This window comes from Nocardia sp. NPDC050713 (genome assembly GCF_040654315.1).
Lineage (GTDB): Bacteria > Actinomycetota > Actinomycetes > Mycobacteriales > Mycobacteriaceae > Nocardia.
The window spans coordinates 641,831-667,347 of record NZ_JBFAHS010000001.1; the positions used below are offsets into that span (position 1 = coordinate 641,831).

Annotated in this window: 22 protein-coding genes; 9 read left to right on the plus strand and 13 right to left on the minus strand. The window is 68.7% G+C overall.

The genetic code is table 11. The features are described from left to right. The first annotated feature begins 4 nt into the window (after positions 1–4). The 3 genes from AB0H49_RS02420 (at position 5) to AB0H49_RS02430 (ending at position 2,061) form a co-directional block, all read left to right on the plus strand. Positions 5–838, plus strand: coding sequence for a sulfurtransferase (locus tag AB0H49_RS02420; protein WP_355000303.1), 834 nt, complete (start codon positions 5–7; stop codon positions 836–838). 5 nt (positions 839–843) lie between these two features. Then, positions 844–1,149 (plus strand): DUF1416 domain-containing protein, encoded by a 306-nt coding sequence (locus AB0H49_RS02425; protein ID WP_063023277.1) that lies wholly within the window; start codon positions 844–846, stop codon positions 1,147–1,149. Between the two features lie 186 nt (positions 1,150–1,335). After that, positions 1,336–2,061: an FABP family protein gene (locus AB0H49_RS02430; RefSeq protein WP_355000304.1), complete on the plus strand. Its 726-nt coding sequence runs from the start codon at positions 1,336–1,338 to the stop codon at positions 2,059–2,061. A gap of 134 nt (positions 2,062–2,195) precedes the next feature. Here the strand turns inward: AB0H49_RS02430 and AB0H49_RS02435 are convergent, their stop codons facing one another. The 6 genes from AB0H49_RS02435 to AB0H49_RS02460 form a co-directional block, all read right to left on the minus strand. Beyond that, positions 2,196–2,780, minus strand: coding sequence for a Uma2 family endonuclease (locus AB0H49_RS02435; protein ID WP_355000305.1), 585 nt, complete (start codon positions 2,778–2,780; stop codon positions 2,196–2,198). Between the two features lie 216 nt (positions 2,781–2,996). Next, positions 2,997–4,661: an ATP-binding cassette domain-containing protein gene (locus tag AB0H49_RS02440; protein WP_357246601.1), complete on the minus strand. Its 1,665-nt coding sequence runs from the start codon at positions 4,659–4,661 to the stop codon at positions 2,997–2,999. A 101-nt stretch (positions 4,662–4,762) separates the two neighbouring features. Further along, positions 4,763–6,784: an ATP-binding cassette domain-containing protein gene (locus AB0H49_RS02445; protein ID WP_357246240.1), complete on the minus strand. Its 2,022-nt coding sequence runs from the start codon at positions 6,782–6,784 to the stop codon at positions 4,763–4,765. Positions 6,785–6,789: 5 nt separating this feature from the next. After that, positions 6,790–7,821, minus strand: a complete 1,032-nt coding sequence (cydB, locus tag AB0H49_RS02450) for a cytochrome d ubiquinol oxidase subunit II (RefSeq protein ID WP_355000307.1) — start codon at positions 7,819–7,821, stop codon at positions 6,790–6,792. An 11-nt stretch (positions 7,822–7,832) separates the two neighbouring features. After that, on the minus strand, positions 7,833–9,329 hold the full coding sequence (locus AB0H49_RS02455; RefSeq protein WP_355000308.1) for a cytochrome ubiquinol oxidase subunit I: 1,497 nt from the start codon (positions 9,327–9,329) through the stop codon (positions 7,833–7,835). A gap of 130 nt (positions 9,330–9,459) precedes the next feature. Further along, a complete protein-coding gene (locus tag AB0H49_RS02460) occupies positions 9,460–10,380 on the minus strand; it encodes an aminodeoxychorismate lyase (protein WP_357246243.1) in 921 nt (306 codons plus the stop codon). Between the two features lie 157 nt (positions 10,381–10,537). Here AB0H49_RS02460 and AB0H49_RS02465 point away from each other — a divergent pair, with 157 nt between their 5' ends. The 4 genes from AB0H49_RS02465 (at position 10,538) to AB0H49_RS02480 (ending at position 13,907) form a co-directional block, all read left to right on the plus strand. After that, complete coding sequence (locus AB0H49_RS02465) at positions 10,538–11,653, plus strand: folate-binding protein (RefSeq protein WP_357246246.1); 1,116 nt, start codon at positions 10,538–10,540, stop codon at positions 11,651–11,653. Positions 11,654–11,719: 66 nt separating this feature from the next. Continuing rightward, positions 11,720–12,418 carry an MOSC domain-containing protein gene (locus tag AB0H49_RS02470; RefSeq protein WP_357246249.1) on the plus strand — a complete coding sequence of 233 codons (699 nt, stop codon included), beginning with the start codon at positions 11,720–11,722 and terminating at the stop codon, positions 12,416–12,418. 150 nt (positions 12,419–12,568) lie between these two features. Continuing rightward, positions 12,569–13,519 carry an asparaginase gene (locus AB0H49_RS02475; RefSeq protein ID WP_357246252.1) on the plus strand — a complete coding sequence of 317 codons (951 nt, stop codon included), beginning with the start codon at positions 12,569–12,571 and terminating at the stop codon, positions 13,517–13,519. 175 nt (positions 13,520–13,694) lie between these two features. Further along, positions 13,695–13,907 carry a DUF3073 domain-containing protein gene (locus tag AB0H49_RS02480; RefSeq protein WP_068055885.1) on the plus strand — a complete coding sequence of 71 codons (213 nt, stop codon included), beginning with the start codon at positions 13,695–13,697 and terminating at the stop codon, positions 13,905–13,907. A 254-nt stretch (positions 13,908–14,161) separates the two neighbouring features. Here the strand turns inward: AB0H49_RS02480 and purM are convergent, their stop codons facing one another. From purM to AB0H49_RS02505, 5 genes are all read right to left on the minus strand, one after another. After that, positions 14,162–15,238, minus strand: a complete 1,077-nt coding sequence (purM, locus tag AB0H49_RS02485; protein WP_355000313.1) for a phosphoribosylformylglycinamidine cyclo-ligase — start codon at positions 15,236–15,238, stop codon at positions 14,162–14,164. A 427-nt stretch (positions 15,239–15,665) separates the two neighbouring features. After that, a complete protein-coding gene (locus AB0H49_RS02490; RefSeq protein WP_357246256.1) occupies positions 15,666–17,348 on the minus strand; it encodes an ABC transporter ATP-binding protein in 1,683 nt (560 codons plus the stop codon). Next, entirely contained in the window at positions 17,341–18,339 is a 999-nt protein-coding gene (locus tag AB0H49_RS02495; protein ID WP_357246604.1) for an ABC transporter permease, read from the minus strand. Before AB0H49_RS02495 ends, AB0H49_RS02490 begins: the two co-directional genes overlap by 8 nt. Positions 18,340–18,422: 83 nt before the next feature. Beyond that, on the minus strand, positions 18,423–19,433 hold the full coding sequence (locus tag AB0H49_RS02500; RefSeq protein WP_357246607.1) for an ABC transporter permease: 1,011 nt from the start codon (positions 19,431–19,433) through the stop codon (positions 18,423–18,425). Positions 19,434–19,528: 95 nt separating this feature from the next. After that, positions 19,529–21,082: an ABC transporter substrate-binding protein gene (locus AB0H49_RS02505; protein WP_357246259.1), complete on the minus strand. Its 1,554-nt coding sequence runs from the start codon at positions 21,080–21,082 to the stop codon at positions 19,529–19,531. A 715-nt stretch (positions 21,083–21,797) separates the two neighbouring features. On the opposite strand from AB0H49_RS02505, the gene AB0H49_RS02510 reads away from it, so the two are divergent. Continuing rightward, on the plus strand, positions 21,798–21,950 hold the full coding sequence (locus tag AB0H49_RS02510; RefSeq protein WP_357246262.1) for a hypothetical protein: 153 nt from the start codon (positions 21,798–21,800) through the stop codon (positions 21,948–21,950). Here AB0H49_RS02510 and purF read toward each other — a convergent pair. Further along, complete coding sequence (gene purF, locus AB0H49_RS02515) at positions 21,890–23,470, minus strand: amidophosphoribosyltransferase (protein WP_355000317.1); 1,581 nt, start codon at positions 23,468–23,470, stop codon at positions 21,890–21,892. The genes AB0H49_RS02510 and purF overlap by 61 nt on opposite strands. Positions 23,471–23,683: 213 nt before the next feature. Between purF and AB0H49_RS02520 the strand changes: the two genes are divergently transcribed. Beyond that, positions 23,684–24,955, plus strand: a complete 1,272-nt coding sequence (locus tag AB0H49_RS02520) for an ABC transporter permease (RefSeq protein WP_357246610.1) — start codon at positions 23,684–23,686, stop codon at positions 24,953–24,955. Between the two features lie 121 nt (positions 24,956–25,076). Here AB0H49_RS02520 and AB0H49_RS02525 read toward each other — a convergent pair whose 3' ends face one another. Next, entirely contained in the window at positions 25,077–25,475 is a 399-nt protein-coding gene (locus AB0H49_RS02525; RefSeq protein ID WP_357246265.1) for a sterol carrier family protein, read from the minus strand. Positions 25,476–25,517: the final 42 nt, after the last annotated feature.

Genomic DNA, 25,517 nt, shown 5'->3' on the forward strand with positions numbered 1-25,517 from the left:
CACAATGGCTCGCTCCGATGTCCTGGTCTCCGTTGACTGGGCCGAAGAGAACCTCAACGCCCCCGGCGTCGTCTTCGTCGAGGTCGATGAGGACACCTCCGCCTACGACGGCGGACACATCGAGGGCGCCGTCCGGCTCGATTGGAAGAAGGACCTGCAGGATCAGGTTCGTCGTGACTTCGTGAACCAGGAGCAGTTCTCCGATCTGCTCTCGGCGCGCGGCATCTCGAACGACGACGAGGTTGTCCTCTACGGCGGCAACAACAACTGGTTCGCCGCCTACGCCTACTGGTACTTCAAGCTGTACGGCCACAACAACGTCAAGCTGCTCGACGGCGGCCGCAAGAAGTGGGAGCTGGACGGTCGTCCGCTGTCCACCGAGGCCGTGAACCGTCCCGCCACCCAGTACAAGGCCGCCGCGCCGGACCTGACGATCCGCGCGTTCCGCGACGAGGTCATCGCCGCCATCGGCACCAAGAACCTGGTCGACGTGCGTTCGCCTGACGAGTTCTCCGGCAAGATCCTCGCTCCCGCGCACCTGCCGCAGGAGCAGAGCCAGCGTCCCGGCCACATCCCGGGCGCCATCAACGTGCCGTGGAGCAAGGCGGCCAACGAGGACGGCACCTTCAAGTCCGACGCCGAGCTCACCGAGATCTACAAGGAAGCCGGTCTGGACGGCGAGAAGGACACCATCGCCTACTGCCGCATCGGCGAGCGTTCCTCGCACACCTGGTTCGTGCTGCAGGAGCTGCTCGGCCACCAGAACGTCAAGAACTACGACGGGAGCTGGACCGAGTACGGCTCCCTCGTCGGTGCACCGATCGAGTTGGGAGCGTAATCAACATGTGTGCAGCACCTACCCAGGGTCAGGCCATCCCCGCAGGCGTCGACGTGGAGAAGGAGACGGTCATCACCGGCCGCGTCCTGAGCACCGACGGTCAGCCGGTCGGCGGCGCGTTCGTGCGGCTGCTCGACGGCAACGGTGACTTCACCGCCGAGGTCGTCGCCTCCGGCACCGGTGACTTCCGCTTCTTCGCGGCTCCGGGCTCGTGGACCGTGCGTGCGCTGTCCTCCGCGGGCAACGGCTCGGCCGAGGTCCGCCCCGAGGGCGCGGGCATCCACGCCGTGGACGTCGCGGTCGCCAAGTAAGGCACGTCGAACACCAACGGCCCCGGCGCTTTCCTTCGCGGAAGCTCCGGGGCCGTTGTGTTGCCCGGAAGTGGCGCTCGTTAGACTCCGAGACGTGGTCCTCTTCTTCGAAATTCTGCTGGTCCTGGTGTCCGTGCTGATCGGCTGGTTCGGTCTGTACGTCTTCTACCGGCTGTTCACGGAATCATGAGCGACCTCGCGAGCGAAGGTTCCAATTCGGCCGAGCGAGCGAGTGAACAGATGAACGGCAGCGCTCCCGCCGGGAACCCCGAGCGGGGTGACGACGTGGTCCGCCGCAGCGGCGACCAGGCCGTGGCCGAGGCCGCCGAGCGCGCGAAATCGACCGGCGCCCGCAACATTCCGGTGCTGCCGGACCTGCCGCTGCCCGAGGACACCGCGAACCTGCGGCTCGGTCCCGATCTGAGCGCCTCCATGCTGGCCCTGCTGCCCATGGTCGGCGTGTGGCGCGGTGAAGGCGAGGGCAACGACCCCGAGCGCGGGGACTACCGCTTCGGCCAGCAGATCGTCGTCTCGCACGACGGCGGCGACTACCTCTCCTGGGACTCCCGTTCCTGGATCATCGAGGACGACGGCGGCTACGGCGGACCCGATCTCCGCGAAAGCGGATTCTGGCGGGTCGGCATCGACGGCAACGACGAGGTCATCGAGCTCCTGCTCACGCACAGCTCCGGCATCGTCGAACTCTTCTACGGCACCGCGCTCACCCAGTCCTCCTGGGAGTTGGCCACCGACGTGGTGATCCGCAGCCAGTCCGGCGTCGTCGTCGGCGGAGCCAAGCGCCTCTACGGCATCATCGAGGGCGGCGACCTCGCCTACGTCGAAGAACGCGTCGTCGCCGACGGCCCCCTCGAACCCCGCCTCTCCGCCCGCCTCCAGCGTTACATCGGCTGAACCGGCCCGGACGATCTCCCCGGCCGTGGTCGGCGGCCCGCCGGTCGTCGTCAGAGGTCGGAGCCGCCGATCTGCGGCGATCCACGCGGCGTATGGACGCGATCGGCGTCCGAGACGTGACCGAGGCGGCGGGCTCAGCCCCGTTGCCCGATCGTCGTCAGGTCGATGTCGATCGGGAACGGCACGCTGATCTTCAGCCGGTCATGGAAGATCCCGGTGGGGACATAACGACGCGTGGCTGGGTCGATCTCGTAGACGTACACAACAACAGTGCCGTCTCCCTGCTCGGTCCGCCAGTAGTGCGGAATCCCAGCGTTGGCGTACTTCATCGGCTTTGTTTCGCGGTCACGCTCTTCAGAGTCCGGTGAGACCACTTCGATAGCCAAGACAAGGTCCTCGGCGAAGTAGTAGGTGTCCGGGTCCGCTCGGTTCATTGCTTCGAGCGTCACCACGATGACGTCCGGCTCCGGCATCTGGCGTTTCCCGAGCTTGACTGCCATCTCACGGTCGGCCCGGAGATGCGGAGGTGCCTGTAGAGCCAGTTCCGTCCGGAAGAGGTCGACTACCTGCCGGTGCCACTTCCGCTGCGGGCTAACGAAGATGAGACTCCCATCGATCAGCTCGGTGTGCTTCGGGAGGCCGCGCATCCGCAGGAACTCCTCGACAGTGAAACCGTTGGCAGGCGGAATCACCCAATCGGGAAGCGGCTCAACGGTCATTCGCCCAGCGTAGAGTCCCGAGGCAACAATCGTCACCATAAACGGAACGACCCCCGAGCCGTACCCGGCGGGTTCGAGAACCTGCGCGGGTCCCGGTCGGACAAGACCGGGGGCTCGGGGGTCGGGTGACTGCCTGGTATTCGCTCGGCGCCTCGCGCGGGCGGATACCACCTGCAGCGGTGGCGCTAGCGGACAGCCACCTCACGTGTCCTGGAATTACTCATTCTTCGAACCACCTCCTTCCTGTGTACTGACGAAATTAGCGAAGGATCGGCAGGTCGGCAATGGATTTTCGCGCGGGGCGGAATCGGCCGGATATTCGACCGTGACCTGGGCTGATACGTCGACGTGGACGACCGCGTCGGCGCGGTGCCCGTCCGGCAGCTGATGTGTGACGACCACCACTGTCCGGTCCGAGTCGACCAGTCCGCTCGCGGGGTCGAGCAGGGCCCGGAGCAGGTCGCCGCCGTCCTGGGCCTCGAGGTGTTCGGTGGGCTCGTCGAGCAGCAGGACACGGGCCGGTGCGAGCAGTGCGCGGGCGAGCAGGAGGCGGCGGCGCTGTCCGCCGGAGACCGCGGCCGCCCCGCCGACCAGCTCGGTGTGAATACCGTCCGCGAGTGAATCCAGCCAGTCGCCCAGACCGACCGCGCGCAGTACCTTCTCGGCCTCGGCTTCGGTGATATCGCCGCGAGCGACCCGCAGGTTCTCCAGAACGCTTGTGCCGAACAGGTGCGCGTCCTCGGCGAAGAAGGTGGTGTCGGGCCGAGGGGTGTCGAACAGCCCGGCCCACGACATGAGCAGCGTGGTCTTGCCCGCACCGCTCGGACCGACGACCGCGATGCGGCGTCCGGCGGGCAGCTCGGGCAGCTGGTGCGGCAGGCCGGACTCCCGGCGCGGGTCGGCGGCTTCGACGGCCGAGAGCCTGCGCAGCGCGGCCCGCGCGGTGGTGATGGCCTGCGCGGCGGCCGGTAGGGGTCCGACCGCTTCGAAGGCGGAGAGCGGCAGCAGCACGAGGATGGTGAGCGCCATGGGCGTCATGGCGCCGGGCGCGCCGCCGTTCGGGCCATAGATCGCGATGCCGATGAGCAGGGCGCCGAGCACGCTGGCCCCGATGGCGAGCGGCGTCGCGGCGGCGGCCGAAGCGGTGTGGGACGCGGCCTTGTCCTCGGCGGCTACCGCACGTTCACCCGCCTTCTTCGCCGCGGCCAGCGCCGCGTCGAGTCGTCCGGCGACGCGCAGTTCGGCCGCGTGGTCCAGCACGGTGAGCGCCTGCGCGGTGAATTCGGCGCGGTCGGCGCGCACCGCGGTCTCGGCCTCCCGCGCGGCGCGCGCCGAGAGCCAGGGCGCGAGAATGCCCGAAACCCCGAGCGCCACGGCGAGAATCACCGCCGCCGCGACGGAGATCGTGGCCAGCAGTCCGATCGCGGCGAACGCCAGCACGATGGCGACCACGATCGGCACCAGCGCCCGCACCACGACCGCACCGAGATCGTCGATATCGCTGCCGATCCGGACCAGCAGATCACCGCGTCGCAACCGCGCCGCGCTCCGCGGCTCGGTCTCGGTATCGCGCGCCCGGCGCAACCACACGTCCGAGCCCGCCAGGGTGCGGTAGACGCTCGTGCGCGCGATGGTCATCGACCGCAGCGCGACGTCGTGCGTCGCAAGCCGTTCCAGATACCGGCACAGTCCGCGCGAAATACCGAGCGCCCGCACCGAGACCACCGCGACGCTCAAATCCAGCACCGGCGGCATCTGCCACGCCCGCGCGATCAACCACGCCGCCAGCGCCGCCAGCCCGAGCCCACTGCCGAGCGCCAGCACGCCCCACCCGACCGCCACCGCGACCCGCCACGGGGAGAGCTCCAGCAGGCCCCACATCCGGCGAAAGTCGCCGCTGATCGACCCGCCCGCAGGACGTTTGCCTTCCTTGCTCACGCCAGGATCGGTGAATGCGGCCCCGGCGTGCACATCCGCAGCGCTCATGATCCGCTCACCGTCCGATCGAAGACCGAGGCTCGCACGGACACAACGTGGTCGGCGGCGGCCAGGATCGCGGGGCGGTGGCCGATGACGACGACCGTGGCGCCGTCGCGGGCTTTGGCTCGGAGGGCGGCGAGGACCGCGGACTCGCTCGCGGAGTCGAGGTGGGCGGTCGGCTCGTCGAGCAGGAGTGCGGGGCGGTCGGCGGCGAGCACCCTGGTCAGCGCGAGGCGCTGGCGTTGGCCGAGGGACAAGCCGGTGCCGCCCGCGCCGACGACGGTGTCCCAGCGCTGTGGCAACTCGTCCAGCACAGCGTCGAATCCGGTAGCGGCGCAGGACGCTTCGAGGACCGCCCCGCGATCCGAATCGTCGGCGGCCCGCGCGCCCAGCAGTTCCAGGTTCTCCCGCAACGTGCCCGGCACGAGCACCGGCCGCTGCGGCAGCCAAGCAACCCGCGCCCACCACGCTTCGGGGTCCAGCTCGCGCACATCGGTTCCGTCGACCAGCACGCACCCGTCCTCCGGCCGCACGAGACCGAGCATCGCGAGGAACGCCGTCGATTTGCCGCTCCCATTGGGCCCGGTCAGCACGGTCACGGTCCCCGGACGCAGCGCAGCCGAGAGCCCATGCGGCGCCAAACCGTCCCGCGCCCGCACACCGAGTTCGCGCATCTCGATGCGGCCGAGCGGCTCCGGTCGCGCCGCACCGCGTCCGGCCCCTTCGGCTCCGGCACCCTCGACCGCGCCGGGCGATCCGCTCTCGGATCCCGCCATCTCAGCGCTTTCGTCCGCACCGACAGCCGCCTCCGACCGGTCGGGCACCTCCCCCGGCTCGAGAATCGCGAACGCCTTGTCCGCCGCCGCCATCCCGTCCTGCGCCGCGTGGAACCGCTCCCCCACCATCCGCAGCGGCAGGTACACCTCCGGCGCGAGAATCAGCGCGACAAGCCCGGCGTACAAATCCATCCCGCCGTAGACCAACCGCAACCCGATCGACACCGCGATCAGCGCCACGCTGAGCGTCGCGAGCAACTCCAGCACCATCGAGGACAGGAACGCGATCCGCAAAGCGCGCATCGTGCGCGAACGCAACGCGTCACCGAGATCGCGCACCCGGTGCGCCATGGTGCGAGCCCGCGCCGCATCACCGCCCGCACGATCCGTATTCGCCGCCGATCCCCCGCCTTGCCCGCCTTGGCCCACGACGACGTCCGCATCCCGCGCCGTCGCCGATCCTGCGCCCTGAGGCGCCTGGGCGGCCGAGCCACTTCCCACCCGAGCGGCACCAGCACCTCGCTCCCGTACGGAGCCGGACCGGGCGGCATTCGCGCCCTGCTCGAAACCGGACCGCTCGGCAGCGCTTCCTTCCCTCCCCAACGCGCGCAACGTCGGCATGCCCGCGAACAAATCCAGCAACTGATCCGACAGCCGAGTCGTCGCCTCCAGCGTCGCCGCCGCGCGTCCCTGCGTCAGCCACCCGATCAGCACCATGAAGATCGGAATGAGCGGCAACGTCACCACCGCGATCCCCCCGGACACCGGATCGTGCATCGCGATGACCGCCAACACGATCGGCGGCACGAGCACCGCCAGCAACAGCGCGGGCAGATATCCGCTCAGATAGCCGCGCAACCCCGACAGACCGGTCCCGACCACCACCGCGAGTTCGGTTCTCCGGCTCTCCAATTCGCGCGGCGACAGCCGTGCACCGGCCGCGAGCACCGCCGCCTCCAGCTCCGCGACCACACCCGCCCCGGCCCGATGCGCCACCCTGGCTTGCACCCAGCTCGCCGCCACTCGTGCGGCAACGGACGCGGCCAGCACCGCGAGTTCGGTTGTCCACGAGCCGAACCCGCGCGCACCAGGGTCGGTGATGACTCCGGCCAGCACCCGAGCCAGCGTCACCGCGGTGACCACGATCGACGCGGTGATCACCACGGAGAGCCCGACGCTCAGCATCAGATACCGGCGTGCCGAGCGGGCATACCGCCACAGGCGCGGGTCGACGGGCGGACGTGCCATGGCCGTCAGTCCTTGCCCGGCCTCAGCGGCAGGCCGATGTGCCCCGGAATGTGGTCCACCGTCAGGCGTTTGCGGAAGACCCAGTAGGTCCAGCCTTGGTAGCCGAGCACCACCGGCGTGACGATCACCGCCGCCCAGCTCATCACCTTCAGCGTGTACGGCGTCGACGACGCGTTGTCGATGGTGAGGTGGAATGCGTCGCTGATGGTGGAAGGCAACACGTTCGGGAACAGCGAGCCGAACAGCAGCACCGTCGCGGCCGCGATGGCGAAGGTGGTTCCGGTGAACGCCCACCCGTCGCGTTCGGCGAATACCGCGACCGCCGCGACCACGAGCCCGAAAGCCGCGACGCCCAACGCGATCCAGGTCCACCCGGCCCCGTAGGCCAGCTGCGTCCACAGGCCGAACCCGCCGACGACGAGCGCGGTCGGGGCGAGCAGCAGGCGCGCGATGCGCACCGAGTCGGCCCGCACCTCGCCGCCGGTCTTGAGGTTGACGAAGATCGCGCCGTGCAGCAGGAACAGCAGGCCGGTGGTCAGCGCGCCGAGCAGCGCGTACGGGCTGAACAGGTCCGCCACCGTGCCGACGATCTGCTTCTCCTCGTCCAGCGGCACACCGCGCACGATGTTGGCGAACACCCAGCCCCACGCGAACGCCGGTAGCCAGGAGCCGATGCCGATACCGATGTCGCAGCGCGCCCGCCAGACCGGATCGTCGATCTTGGCGCGGTATTCGATGGCGCAGATGCGCAGGATCAGCGCGATCAGGATCAGCAGCAGCACGAAGTAGAAACCGGAGAACAGGCTCGCGTACCACTCGGGGAACGCCGCGAACATCGCGCCCGCCGCGGTGATCAGCCACACCTCGTTGCCGTCCCACACCGGGCCGATGGTGTTGAGCACCACGCGCCGCCGGGTGTCGCTGCCCTTGCCGAGGATCGGCATCAGCATGCCGACGCCGAAGTCGAAACCCTCCAGCACGAAGTAGCCGGTGAACAGGACGCCGATCAGGACGAACCAGAACTCTTGCAGACTCATCGTCGGGCTCCTCAGTACGCGAACGAAAGCTGTTCGACGGCAGGTTCTTCGGCGCGCTTGCGCTCACCGGGGCCGCCCGCGTCGTCCGGGCCCTCCGGTTCGTGCGCGTGCGGTTGCTCCGGCCCGGCGATCACGTACCGCCGCATCAGGTAGAACCACACCACCGCGAGCACGCCGTAGAGCAGGGTGAACACCACCAGCGAGGTGATCACGGTGCCCGCCGAGTGGTCCGAGACACCCTGCTGAACGGTCATCCGCAGGGCGGGGTCGCCGGTCGGATTCGGCACCACGACCCACGGCTGCCGGCCCATCTCGGTGAACACCCAGCCCGCGCTGTTCGCGAGGAACGGCGTCGGGATGGCCAGCAAACTCAGCCACGAGTACCAGCGCTGGTCCGGCACCCGGCCGCGCCTGGTGAGCCACAGCCCGGCGAGAACGAGCAGCATCGAGCCCGCGGCGAGGCCGATCATCGCGCGGAAGGACCAGTAGGTGACGAAGAGGTTGGGCCGGTAGTCGCCAGGACCGAACTTTTCGATGTAAGCCTTCTGCAGATCTTGCACACCGTCGAGCGTGACGTCGCTGAACTCGCCCTTGGCCAGGTACGGCAGCACGTACGGCACCTCGATGACGTGGGTGACGCTGTCGCAGTTGTTGTGCGTGCCGACGGTGAGCACCGAGAAGTGCGGATCGGTCGCGGTGTGGCACAACGATTCCGCCGAGGCCATCTTCATCGGCTGCTGCTCGAACATCAGCTTGCCCTGGACGTCGCCGCTGAGCACCAGCGCGAGACCCGAGACCACGATCACCCACATGCCCGCGCGCCCGCCCGAGCGCCACATGGTGCGCGCCTCGGCCGCCTTCTCCGGGTCGCCGCTGCGCGCGTTGCGCACCATCCACCAGCCAGCGATGCCCGCGACGAAGGTGCCCGCGGTGAGGAACGAGCCCGCGACCACGTGCGGGAAGGCCGCCAGCGTCGTGTTGTTGGTGAGCACCTCCCAGATGCTGGTCAGCTCCGCGCGCCCGCGTTCCGGGTTGTATCGCGCGCCGACCGGGTGCTGCATGAACGAGTTGGCGGCGACGATGAAATACGCCGAGGCGTTCACGCCGATCGCGACCATCCAGATCGCGCCGAGGTGCAACAGTTTCGGCAGTCGTGTCCAGCCGAAGATCCACAGACCGATGAAGGTCGACTCGAGGAAGAAGGCGACCAGCGCCTCGAGCGCGAGCGGCGCGCCGAACACGTCGCCGACGAAGCGGGAGTACTCGCTCCAGTTCATGCCGAACTGGAATTCCTGCACGATGCCGGTGGCGACGCCGAGCGCGAAGTTGATCAGGAACAGCTTGCCGAAGAATTTCGTCAGCCGGTACCAGTGTTCCTTGCCGGTGATCACCCAGGCGGTCTGCATACCCGCGACGAGCGGGGCGAGCCCGATGGTCAGCGGGACGAACACGAAGTGGTAGACGGTCGTGATACCGAACTGCCAACGCGAGATGTCCAGCACACTCATCCGACCCTCCAGCAACCGTCTACGACATGTCGTAGTAAATGCTACGTGCCGGGGTTCGGCAATCAACGTGCGTTAGGACACGGCCCTCGACAAAGCGAAGGTCGTCCGCCCCGAAGAGGCGGACGTCACCTCACCAATCCCCGACGGCACCCGCCCGATCGATACCGCGATCGACCAGGTCGATGATCTCCTGCGCGTTGTCCGGCGCGGACATCCGCAAACCGTCCAGCGAATTCACCCGCGCGGCAAGGCTGATGCTGGACATCATCCAGACGCTGTCGCAGGTCAGCAGATCCGCGGTGAAGAGCAATTCGTAGGTGCACGTCCAGCCCGCCTTCTGCGCCTCCGCGAACAGCGCGCGTTGGGTGACGCCGGGCAGCACACCGTTCTTCGCGGGCGGGGTGATCAGCTTCTTGTCGCGCGCGATCACCACCGTGGAGCGCGGACCCTCCAGCACCCGGTTCTCGGTGCTGGTGAAGATCACGTCGTCGGCGCCCATCCGGTGCGCGAACCGCAGCGCGGCCATATTCGTCGCGTAGGACAGGGTTTTCGCGCCGAGCAGCTGCCACGGCGCGGCCTGGGCCAGATCGATGGAGATACCGCGCGGCAGCGTCACCACCGAGACGCCCTCCGTGCGCGCCTTCGCCACCCGCTCGGGCACCGGCATCACCAGCACGTAGGAGGTCGGCACCGGAACCGCCGCGGCGAGATCGCCCGACTTGACGCTGGAGCGCGCGCCGGACAGCTCGCTGTCGCGACCGCGGGTCAGCACCAGCCGCATGATGCCCTCGTCCTCGGTGCCCCACTCCTTGGCGGCGGTTTCGGCGGCCTCGCGCCAGCGGCTCAGTTCGGGTTCCGGCAGTTCCAGCGCCTGCGCCGAGCGCCGTAGCCTGCCGAGGTGGAAATCGAGCGCGCACGCGTTTCCACCGCGCACCAGCACCGTTTCGAAGACGCCGTCGCCGCGCAGCACCCCGATGTCGTCGGCGAACAGCAACGGCGCGTCCGGATCCTGGACGACGCCGTCCAGTGTGACAAGAACCCGATCTACCATGCGTCGAGCGTAGGCGGTATGCGCTGCCCTTGCCTATGTTTGCCACGCCGTGAAACCCGCGGGCGCGCGCGTCGAAACCCGCGGGCGCGCGCGTCGCGGACCTGCTGGCTTCGGCAGTGCCCGGACCGCCGTCCGGCCGTGCCACTAAAGTGGAGACGTGTCCGTGGTCGATGCACCCAGCCCTGTCCTATCCGTTCCGGGCGCCGTCGCGGGTCCGCCCGGCACCCAGGACGCCGCCGTGGCGTGGCACTACGGCAATCCCTTCGGTGAACAACGGGCCGCCGCCGAACGCGTCGCGGTCATCGATCGCTCGCACCGTTTCGTCCTGTCCATCACCGGCGCCGAGCGCCTGACCTGGCTGCACACCATTTCCAGCCAGCACGTGGCGAACCTGGCCGACGGGCACTCGGCGGAGAATCTGGATCTCGATCTCAACGGTCGCGTGCAGCACCACTTCGTGCTCACCGATCTGGACGGCACGGTCTGGATCGATACCGAGGCCGACCACGGCCCGGCCCTGCTCGACTTCCTGCGCAAGATGGTGTTCTGGGCCGACGCCCAACCGCGCGAGGCCACCGACCACGCGGTGCTGAGCCTGCTCGGTCCGCGCGTGCGCGAACTGACCGCCGCCCTCGGCGTGGCCGAGCTGCCCGACACCTACGCGGCCGTTCCGCTGCCCAGCGGCGGTTTCCTGCGCCGTATGCCGTGGCCGACCGCCGACTCCTTCGACCTGGTGATTCCCCGCGAGCGGCTGACCGAATGGTGGGGCAAGCTCACCGAAGCGGGCGCCGAACCGGCGGGCATGTGGGCCTTCGAGGCGCTGCGGGTGACCGCGCTGCGTCCGCGCATCGGCCTCGACACCGACGACCGCACCATCCCGCACGAGGCGCGCTGGATCGGCGGTCCCGACGAACATGGCGCCGTGCACCTGGACAAGGGCTGCTACCGCGGCCAGGAAACCGTGGCCCGGGTGCACAACCTCGGCAAACCGCCGCGCCACCTGGTTCTGCTGCACCTGGACGGGTCCGCCGACGAGCGGCCCACACCCGGCACCGACGTCACCGCGGGCGGCCGCGCCGTCGGCAGGCTCGGCACCGTCGTCGACCACTACGAGTTCGGCCCGATCGCGCTGGCCTTGATCAAGCGCGCGATCCCCGCCGACACCGCGCTGGTCGCTGGTCCGTCCGCCGCCTCCATCGATCCCGATTCGGTCCCGCACGACGACACGCCGCAGGCCGGTCGTCTCGCCGTCGACCGGCTGCGCGGACGGTGATCCGCCCGAACTCGCTCGACGCCGAGCCTCGCGATCCCCATCCACACGACGAAGGGAGCGGCGCCGATGCGCAGCGATGACACCGCCCGCGTGCTCGCGGTCTGCGTGGTGCACGCCGATCTGGAGGTGCCGACCAGGGTCGGCCGCACCGCCATCGACAAGCGACCCGTCGCGGGCCGCGTCGGCGTGCGCGCTCTCGGCCTGGACGGCGATCACGTCTGCGACACCAAGCATCACGGCGGCGTGCACCAGGCGGTCTACGCATACGCCGAGCACGACGCGCGGCGCTGGGGTGACGAACTCGGCAGGGAGCTGCCCGCGGGCTGGTTCGGCGAGAACCTGCGCATCAGCGGACTGGCCGTGAGCGACGCGGTGATCGGCGCCCGCTGGGCGATCGGCGACACCCTGCTCGAAGTGAGCGCGCCCCGCGTCCCGTGTGCCACCTTCCAGCACTGGTCCGGCGAGGCGCAGTGGGTCAAACGCTTCACGCTGCGCAGCGACACCGGCGCCTATCTGCGCGTTCTCACCGAGGGCACGATCGGCGCCGGTGATCCGGTCGAGGTGGTGCACGTCCCGGAGCACGGCATCACCGTGCGCGACGTGTTCACCGGCAACGACATGGAGCGGCTCGCCACCCTGCTCGAGCACGAGACCACCGTCTCCGACGACATCCGGATGCAGATCGACCGGCACGCCCGTCGATCCGCCAACGCCGCCCGCGCCGCCGAACGGCGCGGCGAACTGTCGACCGAGGGGGCGCTATGAGCGAACGGCGTGAGCGAATCATGTGCCAGCGCGCTTCGCGCATGCCGGAGCCGAGCGCCAGCGAGGCGCAGGCATGAGCGAACGGAGTGAGCGAATCATGTGCCAGCGTGCGACACGCATGCCGGAGCCGAGCGCCAGCGAGGCGCAGGCATGAGTGTCGAACTCGTCGAGGTCGTCCGCTCCGGGTTCCGCGAATGCGTGCACCGCGGATCCCTGGTGATCCTCGACGCCCACGGCGAGCCCACGCACCAGCTCGGCGAGGTGCACGTGCCGATCTTCCCGCGCTCGACCAACAAGCCGATGCAGGCGATCACCTTGCTGCGCAATGGTTTCGAGCCGGTCGACGAGGCCGAGCTGGCCATCGCCACCGCCTCGCACTTCGGTGAGCCCGACCACGTCGCCTTGGTCCAGCGGCTGCTCGACCGGTTCGGCTTCCCCGAGAAGGCGCTGGAGTGCCCGCCCGACCTGCCGTTCGAGGAGCGGGCCCGCGCCGCCGCGCTGACCGCTGACGAACCGCGCCGGATCTACATGAACTGCTCCGGCAAGCACGCCGCGATGTTGGCGACCTGCGCGATCAACGGCTGGCCGACCGAGGGCTACCTCGACGAGACCCACCCCTTGCAGCGGGCGGTGATCGCGAACATCACCGAGCTCACCGGCGAACCGGAGACCGATCTCGGCATCGACGGCTGCGGCCTGCCCATCATCCCGGTCTCGCTGATGAACCTGGCCCGCGCCTTCGCGACCATGGCCACCGCCGAGCCCGGCACCCCGCCGCGCCGGGTCGCCGACGCCATCCGCGCCCATCCGCGAGTGATTTCGGGCACGAACGCGCCCGATTTGCTGGCCATGGCGGCCACCCCTGGCCTGATCTGCAAGATCGGGGCCGACGGGGTGCACGCGGGCGCGTTGCCCGACGGAAGGGCTTTCGCGTACAAGATCGACGACGGGCACGACCGCGCGCGGATGCCCCTGACGCTGGCGATTCTGCAACGGATGGGCGTCGACTGGACCGAGGCGCACACCGAATTGGCGGCCCAACCGGTGCTCGGCGGCGGCGCTCGAGTCGGGGTGATCCGGACAATTCCCGGCGTACTCTAAGAGCCAGGACACACGGCGACAACCGGGCAAACGGGGTTCGTTCGGCAGCTCTTCCCCCACTCCTGGAAGCGCGACCGCCGGACACACGCTAAAGTGTCTGTCAGGAAGAGTATTAATTCGAACGGGGCCGCCAACAAACCCCAGGCCGCCCCGCAGTGACGCGAGGGGGTCAGCCATGGGCCGTGGCCGGGCTAAGGCAAAGCAGACCAAGGTCGCACGCGAGCTGAAGTACAGCTCAGCGCCGACCGACTTCGCGAGCCTTCAGCGTGAGCTCTCGGGAAGCCCTACCACCCAACGCAGTGGCGGTGTGCTGTCCGATGAGCACGACGCGGACGTACCCTCGTCCCGTTGGGACGAGGACGACGACTACGACGACTGGCGCCGCTGACTCGGATCAGGCGTGACGAAGGGGGAGGCCGTCCGGGCCTCCCCCTTCGATCGTTGCCATCGAGACACGGACATCGCCTTAGAGGCTTGCCATACAACGAGATCAGCGTCCCGCATCCATGGATGCGGGACGCTGATCTCGTGTGAGCTGGTTGTTCGCCGTCACCGGTGAGTCGCGCCGGTCCGCGCGCGGCGAGGCAGGAACCAAAAACTCCGGCGGCCGATCACCGAAGCGATCGGCCGCCGACGGACTGATCAGAACCGCGGGTGCTCGCCGAGCAACACGGCGCGGGCGGCGTCGGACTCCTTGGCCTTCTTCACGGTGCCGAGGGTCCAGCACTCGATGTGCCGGGCGGTGAGCACCGCGAGGGCGCGGTCGACGTCCTCCGGAGCGACGACGGCGACCATGCCGACGCCCATGTTGAACGTCTTCTCCATCTCGGCCCGCTCCACCCGGCCGCGCTGGGCGATCATCTTGAACACCGGCGCCGGATTCCAGGTGCCGCGGTCCAGCTCGGCCACCATGCCCGCCGGGATGACGCGGGCCAGGTTCGCCGCAAGTCCGCCACCGGTGACGTGCGCGAAGGTGCGCACGTCGGTCTCGGCGACCAGCGCGAGGCAGTCCTTGGCGTAGATGCGGGTCGGCTCGAGCAGCTCCTCGCCGAGGGTGCGGCCGAATTCCTCCACGTGCCCGGTCAGCGACATCCGGTCGATGTCGAGCAGCACCTTGCGCGCCAGGCTGTAGCCGTTGGAGTGCAGACCCGACGAACCCATGGCGATCACCACGTCGCCGGGACGCACGCGATCCGGGCCGAGCACCGAGTCGGCCTCGACAACGCCGACGCCGGTCGCGGACAGGTCGTAGTCGTCGGGATCCATCAGACCCGGGTGCTCCGCGGTCTCGCCACCGAGCAGCGCGCAGCCCGCGCGCACGCAGCCCTCGGCGATGCCGGAGACCAGCTCGGCGACCTTCTCCGGGACGACCTTGCCGATGGCGATGTAATCCTGCAGGAACAGCGGCTCGGCGCCGCAGACGACCAAGTCGTCGACGACCATCGCGACCAAGTCGAGACCGACGGTGTCGTGCTTGTCCATAGCCTGCGCGACCGCGATCTTGGTGCCGACGCCGTCGGTCGAGGCGGCGAGCAGCGGCTCACGATAGCCGCCCTTGAGCGCGAACAATCCGGCGAAGCCGCCCAGCCCACCCTGGACCTCGGGACGGGTGGCCTTCTTCGCCAATGGCCCGAACAACTCGACTGCGCGGTCACCTGCCTCGATGTCCACGCCTGCCGCGGCGTACGAGGCACCACCAGTGGGGGTCTGTTCAGTCATTTTCGGGGAAAGCTCCAAACCGAATCGGCGGATAGATGCCTGCTCACGCTAGCTCATCCGCCTCTCCGCGTTTCTCGCCGGTCGTCGGTGCCGCGAGACTGTGACGCCGGGCCGCCGGTCGGGTTGGGGTCGAGTTCTGGGCGTACCCGACGAGTTACCCGGATCCTTGCGAAATCAGTCGTCACGTTTCGATTCTGTTCCGCTGATCATTCTGCCCGGTTCGCGGGCAACGGGCGGGTGTTCGAGGCATCGAGATGAGGTGGCTCGCTCCGTTGGCTTCGGTGCGAACAGCTCCCTTCACGCGGCGCCGAGTTGGCGCGGTGCGCTCCGGCGAGGTCGAGAGACAAACGGGCTCCCTCGCCTCGACAACGCGCGGCTCCGTCGAACAGCTGGGGTGACGAGCGGTGCGGCTTCGATGGCCGATGGCTCACTCCGCCGCCTCCGAGGCGAACAGGGTCGCGGCCTCGGCGCGGCGTCGGCGTTGTTCGACCGGGTCCGGTACCGGAACGGCGGCGACCAAGCGGCGGGTGTACTCCTCTCTCGGGTTCCGCAGGATGGCGTCGCGGTCGCCCTGCTCGACCACCGCGCCGTCGCGCAGGACCACGATGCGGTCGGCGAGCTGGTCGACGACGGCGAGGTCGTGGCTGATGAACAGGCAGGCCCAGCCGCATTCGCGTTGGAGTTGGGCGAACAGTTCCAGGACGGCGGCTTGCACCGAGACGTCCAGCGCGCTGGTCGGTTCGTCGGCGACGAGCAGGTCCGGGTCCAGCGCGAGCGCTCGGGCCAGGCTGGCACGCTGGCGTTGGCCGCCGGACAGCTCGTGCGGGTAGCGGCGTTCGACGCCCGCGGGCAGGCGGACGTCGTCGAGCAGAGAGCGCACCTTGGCGCGGATCGCCTCGGATTTGCCGACCTTGTGCACGATCATGGGTTCGGCGACGCAATCGCCCACAGTCATCCGGGGATTCAGCGAGCTGGCCGGATCCTGGAACACGAAACCGAACCGCCGCCGGATCGGCCGCAGCCGCCGCTGCGAGAGACCCGCGATGTCCTGGCCGCGCACCCGCACCGCCCCGGACGTCGGCCGCTGCAACGCCGCGACGCATCGCCCGATGGTGGACTTGCCGGACCCCGACTCCCCCACCAACCCCAGTGTCTCGCCCGCGGCGATGGACAGGCTCACCCCGTCCACCGCTCGGAACCGCGGACGTCCGATGGGTCCGGGGAACTCCACAACCAAATCGCGCACCTCGAGCACCGGCGCACGCTCCCCGAACTCGACGCTCCCACCACTTTTCCCGCCACGCGCGCCCAGGTGCGGGACCGCCGCGAGGAGGGCGCGGGTGTAGTCCGCCTTCGGTCGGGCGAAGAGGTCCTCGACGGGCGCCTCTTCGACAACCCGGCCCTCACGCATCACCACGACGCGGTCCGCGAGGTCCGCGACCACGCCCATGTTGTGGGTGATGAGGACGATCGCGCTGCCGATACGGTCGCGTAGGTCGCGCAGCAGGTTCAGGATCTCGGCCTGGACGGTGACGTCGAGTGCGGTGGTCGGCTCGTCGGCGATGATCACCTTGGGCTCGCAGGCGATGGCGATGGCGATCACCACGCGCTGCTTCTGCCCGCCGGAGAGCTGGTGCGGGTAGTAGTCGACGCGGTGTTCGGGCTCGGGCAGACCCACCAACCGCAGCAGTTCCACGGCACGCGCCTTGGCAGCCTTGCGCGACAGGTCGGTGTGCGCCCGCAGCGCCTCGGCGATCTGGAAGCCGACCGTGAACAGCGGGTCCAGCGCGAGCCCCGGTTCCTGGAACACCATCGAGATAGCCCCGCCGCGCAGCGCGGTGAGCTGGCGTTCGGACATCCCGGTGACCTGCCGCGTGCCGAGCGTCACCAGGCCGCGGACCTGCGCGGTCGACGGCAGCAGTCCCATCGCCGTCCGCGAACTCACCGATTTGCCCGAGCCGGACTCCCCCACGATGGCGAGCACCTCGCCGGGGAACACCTCGTAGGACACGTCGGTCACCGCGTGCACCGCGCCCGCGTCGGTGGCGAAGGTGACCGACAGTGCCTCGATGGACAGCGCGGGCCGCCGCTCCTCGGTCACGTCAGACATGATCGCCCTCCCGTCTACTCGAATCACTCTCTCCCGCACCTGGTTCGGCGCTTTCCTCCGCCACGGGCATCTCCGGCTCCCCCGTCGCGCCGACCACCACATCACTGCCCACCGCGACCGGCGCCGCGGTGCGCCGGGTGCGCAGCAGCGGGTTGAGCACCTCGTTCAAGCTCTCGCCGACCAGCGTCATCCCGAGAACGACGAGCACGATGGCGGTGCCGGGAAAGACCGCCGTCCACCAGATGCCGTTGGATACCGCCGCCAGCGACTTGTTCAGGTCGAATCCCCATTCCGCCGCCTGGGTGGACTCGACACCGAAGCCGAGGAAGCCGAGCCCGGCCAGCGTCAGAATCGCCTCGGCGCCGTTGAGCGTGATGATCACCGGCAGCGACTGGGTGACGTTGGCGAGGATGTGCCGGAACAGAATTCGCACCGTCGACGCGCCGGTGACCCGGGCGGCGTCCACGTACGGCTCCTGCTTCACCGCGACGGTGGCATTGCGCACCACCCGGAAGTACTGCGGCACGAAGATGGTCGTGATCGCCACGGCCGCGGAGAGCACACCACCGAACCCGCTGGACTCGCCGCCGGAGACCACGATCGACACCACGATCGCCAGCAGCAGGGTCGGGAACGCGTACAGCGCGTCCATGACGGTCACCAGCACCCGGTCCAGCCAGCGCCCCGCGTACCCGGAGACCAGCCCGAGCGGCACGCCGACGAAGAGCGAGAGCACCAGCGACACCACGATCACCCACAGCGCCGTCCGCGCTCCGTAGAGCACCCGGGAGAACACGTCCTCCTGCGCGACGGTCGTACCGAACCAGTGCTGTGCCGAAGGCGGTTGATACTGGCCGAAACCCACGCCGTTCTCGGTGGTCTGGGCCAGCCCGTAGGGCGCGAGGAAAGGCGCGAACAGCGCGACGAAGAGGAACCCCGCGATCAACACCAGTCCGAGGATCAGCGTGACGCGCTGCATTCCGGCGGTCATCGAGAACAGCCGCAGGCCGAACCGACCGCGTCGACTCGGTACCAGCGCCGCGGTGGGTTCGGTCACCAATTCCGGTGCGGTCATCAGAACCTCACCCTCGGATCGATCAGTGCGACAAGGGCATCCACCACGAAACTCATCACGGCGACGACCAGCGCGATGAACGCGACGATGCCCTGCACCGCCATGAAGTCGCGAGCCTTGAGGTATTCCGCGAGTTCGAAGCCGAGACCCTTCCACTCGAAGGTCATCTCGGTGAGCACCGCGCCGCCGAGCATCATGGCGATGTACATGCCCATCACCGTGACGATCGGAATCATGGCGTTGCGCACGGCATGTCGGCCGGTCACCACCCGCGCGGACAGTCCGCGGGCCCGCGCCGCGTCGACGTAGTCGCTGCGCAGGGTCTGGATGAGGTTGATCCGCACCAGTCGCAGGAACACCCCCGCCGTCAGCAGGCCGAGCGCGATCGCGGGCAGCACAGCGTGTTTCAGCACGTCGAGCAGATAGGCGTTGTCGCCGTAGAGGATCGCGTCGACCACCATGACGTTGGTCTTCGGCGAGACGTGCTGTAGCCGCAATTCCACGTCGGCGCTGGCCCGTCCGGAGACCGGCAACCAGCCGAGCCGCACCGCGAACAACAGCTTGAGCAGCAGTCCCACGAAGAACACCGGCGCCGCGTAGGCCAGGATGGCGAACAGGCGCAGCGCGGCGTCGCTGGCCGAATCTCGGTTGGTGGCAGCGTATCTGCCGAGCGGTACACCGATCGCGAAGGCGACGAGCAGCGCCCAGCACACCAGTTCCAGGGTGGCCGCGCCGCGGGTGGCGATGATGTCGGCGACCAACCGGTGGTCCTGGGTCTGCCCGAAGTCGCCGCGCGCGAGGCCGGACAGGTACTCCCAGTACTGCACCAGGATCGGCCGGTTCAGTCCGGCGGCCTCCCGACGCTGCTCGATCTGATCCGGTGGCAGCCGCCCGCCCAGCGCGGCTTCGATCGGATCACCGATCACCCGCATCATGAAGAACACCGCGGTCACCAGAATCCAAGCCGTCACCGGGATGAGCAGCAGCCGCACCCCCAGATACCTGGCCAGGGCGAGCCCGCGCGAATCCCCGCCCGCCGCCCGCCGGGGCAGCGCGAACCGCCGGGCCCGCGGCGCGATCGCCGCGGGCCCGGTCCCCTCCGACTTCACTTGCTCAGGACCGTGTAGCGGAACTTGAACGACAGGTCCAGCGTCTGCTCCATGCCCTGGACGTCCGTGCCCGCGACGCCGATCTGCTTGCCGGACAACAGCGGAACGATCGGCAGGAAGTTCTGCGCCAGGTCGCGCTGCACCTGCTGGATCTGCTGGAGCCTGCGGTCCTTGTCCGGCTGGGTCGACTCACCGACGAGTTGCGCGGTGATGCCGGGATCCTCGAAGTGCGACTGGAGGAAGTTGTTCGGGCCGAAGAACGGCGAGAGGTAGTTGTCCGGGTCCGGGAAGTCGGGGAACCAGCCGAACTGGTACAGCGGGTAGGCGTCGCGCGCCCGTTCCCTCTGGTAGCTCACCCATTCGGTGGACTGCAGATTCACCCGGAACAGACCCGTGCTTTCCAGTTGCGTCTTGATCGCCTTGTATTCCTCGGCGCTGCTGGAGCCGTAGTGGTCGGGGTTGTACTGAAGATTGAGTTCCACCGGCGTCGCGACGCCCGCGTCGGCGAGGAACTTCGCGGCCGCATCCTTGTTCGGACCCGCGCCGTAGATGTCCTTGAACGGTTCCGCCGCGCCCGGAATACCCTGCGGGACGGACGAATACGCCGGAACGTAGGTGTCCTTGTAGACGTCGCGGGCGAGCGCGGCCCGGTCCAGCGACGACGCGAACGCCTTGCGCACCGCCAGCTTCTGCTCCGGCGTACCGCCGGGCATGGTGTTCAAGTTGAAGACGATGTAGCGCAACTCGCCGCCGGGACCGTCGAGCACCTTGACCTTGTCGCTGGCGCGCAGCCCCTCGATATCGGTCGGCGTCAGCGAGCGGTAGCCCGCGTCGATCGCGCCGCTCTGCAGATCCAGCTTCAGGTTGTCGGTGGTGGCGTAGTACTTCGCCGAGATGCGGGGCGTCTTCGGGGTGCCGAGGATGCCGCGATAGTCCGGATACGCCTGGTACTCGACGAGCTTGTTCTTGTCGTAGCTGGTGATCGTGTACGGGCCGGAGTAGCCCTTGGCGCGCACCACGTCCTCGTCGGCCATCACCTTGTCGGCGGGGAACACCCGCTCGTCCACGATCGGCCCCGCCTGCGTGGGCAGGATGGCCGGGAAGGTCTGGTCGTTGGCGACCTTCAGCGTGAAGGCGACGGTGCGATCGTCGACCACATCGGTCTTCTCCAGATTGCCGAGCAGCGAGGCCGGACCGTTCGGGTCGTTGATACCGAGCATGCGGTCGAAGGAGAACTTGACGCTGTTGGCGGTCAACGGGTTTCCGTTGGCGAACTTCAATCCCGCCTGCAAGGTGCAGGTGTAGACCGTCGGCGAGGTGAACTCGCACTTCTCGGCGGCGTCCGGTTTCGGGGTCGGGTCGCCGGGCGCGAAATTCAGCAGGTACTGGTAGATCTGCGTCTCGGCGACCAGCGATCCGTTGTCGTAGGCGGCGGCCGGATCCAGCGAGAAGATCTTGTCGGTGGTGCCGACGATCAACCCGTCGCCGTCACCGCCCTCGCCCGTCCGTCCGGAACCGCAACCCGCGAGCACCGACGCGACCAGCGCCATGAGCCCGACCGCCGCAATGCCTTTCGCTCGTCTACGCCCGCCCGGCGTCCTCGAAACCCTCATCATCAGGCCCCACTTCTTCGAGCGCGCCGCACCGCGATACCTGGATCACAGGCCCGGTCCGGACGCGGTGAACTTTCGATATAGCTGGCGACCGTACCCACGAACCATTTCCGGCACATTGCGTTTTCAAAGAAAAATCACCGGGCTGTCATCGCCCGTCGCGAACCATGCACGGCCGCACCGGCGTCGCCCGGTCAAATGTCCAGGTGCGCGGAAAGATCGAGGTCGAGGCGTCTCGAGCAGGCCAAGTCACGCCCACGGACACCGTTGCGGCGCTACCCATTTCGGTGCTGCGCCAAACCCTCGCGCGCCAAACCACCCGGCATACCGGGTGCCCGTCACGACGCGCCCCGCGTGGGAATCGAACACGACGCACGGGAGGTACCTCGCACCGAAGCAGTGCGGGCCGCGAACCGATCAGCGCGAGTTCGCCGAAAACCTCGCCACCACGATCGACGCCCGCGTCCCCGATGAGTCGCCGCCGCAACCGAACTCGGAATCGGTACCGAGGCAGCGATGTTCGACCGGCAACTGGGCGGTCGAGCTAGGACTGGCGTCCACGATGCCCGCCGCACCGAAGGTGCGAAAGAACGGCACCTGCCAGTTTCATCCGCTACGTCTACGACCACTTGGCACAGGTGGCATCCCGAAGGTGGACCGGGAACCGGTCTTCACCGCGGTCGCCACCGAAGCGGAGCTGAACGCCGCGTTCGCGCGGTGGCTCGCCTCCCGCGCCGAGCGGACTTACGGCCTGCTCAGCGCGCTCGCGTTGGCGTTCTCGCCCAGCAGCACCGACTCCGGCTGACCCGTCAGCATGCCCTCCAGCAGGTTCTTGCCGATCGATGCCTCCTGCGGCAGCGGGATCGGGTAGCTGCCGTCGAAGCACGCGGAGCACAGGCGGGTGCGCGGCTGCTCGGTGGCGGCGATCATGCCCTCGGTGGAGATGTAACCGAGGCTGTCGGCGCCGATCGAGCGGCGGACGTTCTCGACCATGTCGTCGTAGCTGTCGTCGGCGCCCGCGCCGTTGGCGATCAGCTCCGCGCGCGAGGCGAAGTCGATGCCGTAGAAGCAGGGCCACTTCACCGGCGGCGAGGCGATCCGCACGTGGATCTCCAGCGCGCCCGCCTCGCGCAGCATCCGCACAAGGGCGCGCTGGGTGTTGCCGCGCACGATCGAGTCGTCCACCACGATCAGCCGCTTGCCGCGGATCACCTCGCGCAGCGGGTTCAGCTTGAGCCGGATGCCCAGCTGACGAATCGTCTGACTCGGCTGGATGAAGGTGCGGCCCACGTAGGCGTTCTTCATCAGGCCCTGCCCGTAGGGCACACCGGAACCCTGCGCGTAACCGACGGCGGCGGGCGTGCCCGATTCCGGCACCGGGATCACCAGGTCGGCGTCGACCGGACGCTCCTTGGCCAGCCTGCGGCCGATCTCGACGCGGGTGGCGTGCACCGAGCGGCCCGCGATGGTGGAGTCGGGCCTGGCCAGGTACACGTACTCGAAGACGCAGCCCTTGGGCTCGGGGTTGGCGAAGCGCATGGAGCGAACGCCCTCGGCGTCGATCGCCAGCAGTTCGCCCGGTTCGATCTCGCGCACGAAGGCCGCGCCGACGATGTCCAGGGCGGCCGTCTCACTGGCAACGACCCAGCCACGCTCGAGCCTGCCCAGGCACAGCGGACGGACGCCGTGCGGGTCGCGCGCCGCGTACAGGGTGTGCTCGTCCATGAAGGTCAAGCAGAAGGCGCCCTTCAGCGTCGGAAGCAGCTTCATGGCGGCCTGCTCGATGCTGGAATCCGCGGCGGCGTGCGCCAGCAGCGCGGTCATCACGTCGGAGTCCGAGGTCGCGCCGACCGGCTGCGGGCGGCCGCCGGAGACCGGGTTACCGATCAGTCCGAGTTCCCTTGCCCGGCTTGCCAATTCGGCGGTGTTGACCAGATTGCCGTTGTGTCCCAGCGCGAGTCCGGAGCCGACCGCGGTGGTGCGGAAGATCGGCTGCGCGTTCTCCCACGTCACACCGCCGGTGGTGGAGTAGCGACAGTGGCCGACGGCGATATGGCCCGGCATGGCGGCCAGCGTCTGCTCGTCGAACACCTGCGAGACCAGCCCGAGATCCTTGAAGACCAAGATCTGCTGACCGTCCGAGACCGCGATGCCCGCCGCCTCCTGACCGCGGTGTTGCAGCGCATAGAGGCCGTAGTACGTGAGCTTCGCCACGTCCTCGCTCGGCGCCCAGACACCGAAGACACCACACTCCTCGCGTGGCTCGTTCTCGTCCTCATCGGGGGTGGCTGCGAGGTTGTCGACCGATACTTCGGCGTTGGTCACCGTTTGCTCCCTGTTCGGGCGGGCTGGGGGCACCAGTCATTCTACGGGTGAAAATTCGATCGCGATCACGGCCACCGCATCCCCGGAGCAATCCCGTGTCGATTCACCGAAATCGCGCGGCCGCGGCGGTACCGTCCATTAGTGGCGACTACGGACAGCACCCGCGGGACGGATCCGAACGCTCGGCGGCTCGACCGCCGTTCGCTACTGCGCATGGTCGGCGCACCCATGATCGTGCTCACCTTGCTGACCACGCTGCTCGGGATCATGTACCTGGCCTACGTGGTCGATCCCGAAGAGAATCTGCACGACTTCCCGATCGCGCTGGTCAACCAGGATGTCGGCGAGACGTTCGGCTCGCCGGGTCAGGAACGGCGGGTGAACTTCGGCGACCAGGTGGCCGACGGGCTGCGCAAGTCCGTGCCCGCCGATCAGATCGATCTGCGGGTCATCGGGATCAGCGAGGCCGAGCGGCAGATGCAGTCCGGCAAGGTCTACGGCGCGATCATCATCCCCAGCGACTTCAGCAAGCGGCTCGGCATCCTGGGCGTCGGCAGCGTGGTGCCGGGCGATATCGAGCAGCCCATCATCACGCTCCAGACCAATCCGCGCGCGGGCACCTACGCCTCCTCGATCGTCGTCCGCGTCGGCGACACGGCGTTCCCCCAGGTGAACAAGCAGGTAGGCCAGGAGCTGACCCGGCAGGTGGAGGCTCAGCTCACACCGCCCGAAGGCGGACAGGCGCCCGAGCTCAGCGGAGCCACCCGTATCGCGCTGGCCAGTCCGCTGCAACTGATCGTCGAGCAGTACCGCCCGCTGCCGAGCAACACCGGGCAGGGTCTCACCGCGTTCTTCTACGCCCTGTTGTTGCTGCTCGCGGGCGTGATCGGCTCGATGACGATCCACACCATGGTGGACGCCAACCTCGGCTTCGTGCCCACCGAGTACGGCCCGTGGTACGTGCATTTCCCGCCCACTCCGATCTCCCGGTTCAAGACCCTGCTGCTCAAGTGGGGCGTGATGATTCTCATGGGCACCGTCGTCTCGCTGATCTACATGCTGGTGGCCAAGGCGCTCGGCATGCCGCTCGACAATCCGCTGGCACTGTTCCTCTACGGCGCGTTCGCGATCATCGCGGTCGGCATCACCGGCCTGTCGATCCTCGCGGCCATCGGCTCGGCGGGATTGCTGGTGAACCTGATCCTGTTCATCGTGCTCGGCTTGCCTTCGTCGGGCGGCACGGTGCCGATCGAGGCGACGCCCAAATACTTCGGCTGGCTGGCCCATTTCGAGCCGATGCACCAGGTGTTCCTGGCCGTTCGGTCGATCCTGTACTTCGACGCCAGCGGACCGGCGGGGTTGACGCGGGGCTTCTGGATGACGCTGGCCGGGCTCGTCATCGGGCTCGTGCTCGGGGCGGTCATCACCCGCTACTACGACTACAAGGGTCTGCATCGCGGTCGGCCCGCGCCCGCGGCGGCCTGATCCTCCCGCGGTGACGGGGCGGCATTCGCCCGGCGGATGGTCGACGGCCTACCCCGCGCGCCGAGGCGAATTCGGTGTCCACACGCAGCGACGCCGACCAGGACGAGCCGCCTGGGTCCCGTCACATCTCATCGGCCGGACGCAGGATCGGCAGCCAATGCGCGACCTCGGCGGCGCGGCTGCCGGAGGCGGTGAGAGCTCCCGAGCAGACGGCGGTGTCGAAATCGAGCAGTCCGGTGGCGAGCAGCAGCCAGGTGCGCGGGTCGGTCTCGACGACGTTGGGCGGGGTGCCGCGAGTGTGGCGGGGCCCTTCGATGCACTGCACCGCGACGAACGGCGGCACCCGCACCTCGACGGAATGGCCGGGCGCGTTCGCGGCCAGCGTGCGCACGGTCGTCTTGACCGCCGCCGCCAGCTCGGGCCGCGCGGGCTGCTCCGCGGCTTCATCACGCAACCAAGCACTCACCGCCGCCACCGCCGCCCGGGTCTCCGCCGGGTCCACCGTCGCTCGTCGTCCCACCCGGCCGAGGTTACCCAGCGGCCCCGACCGACGAGACACCGA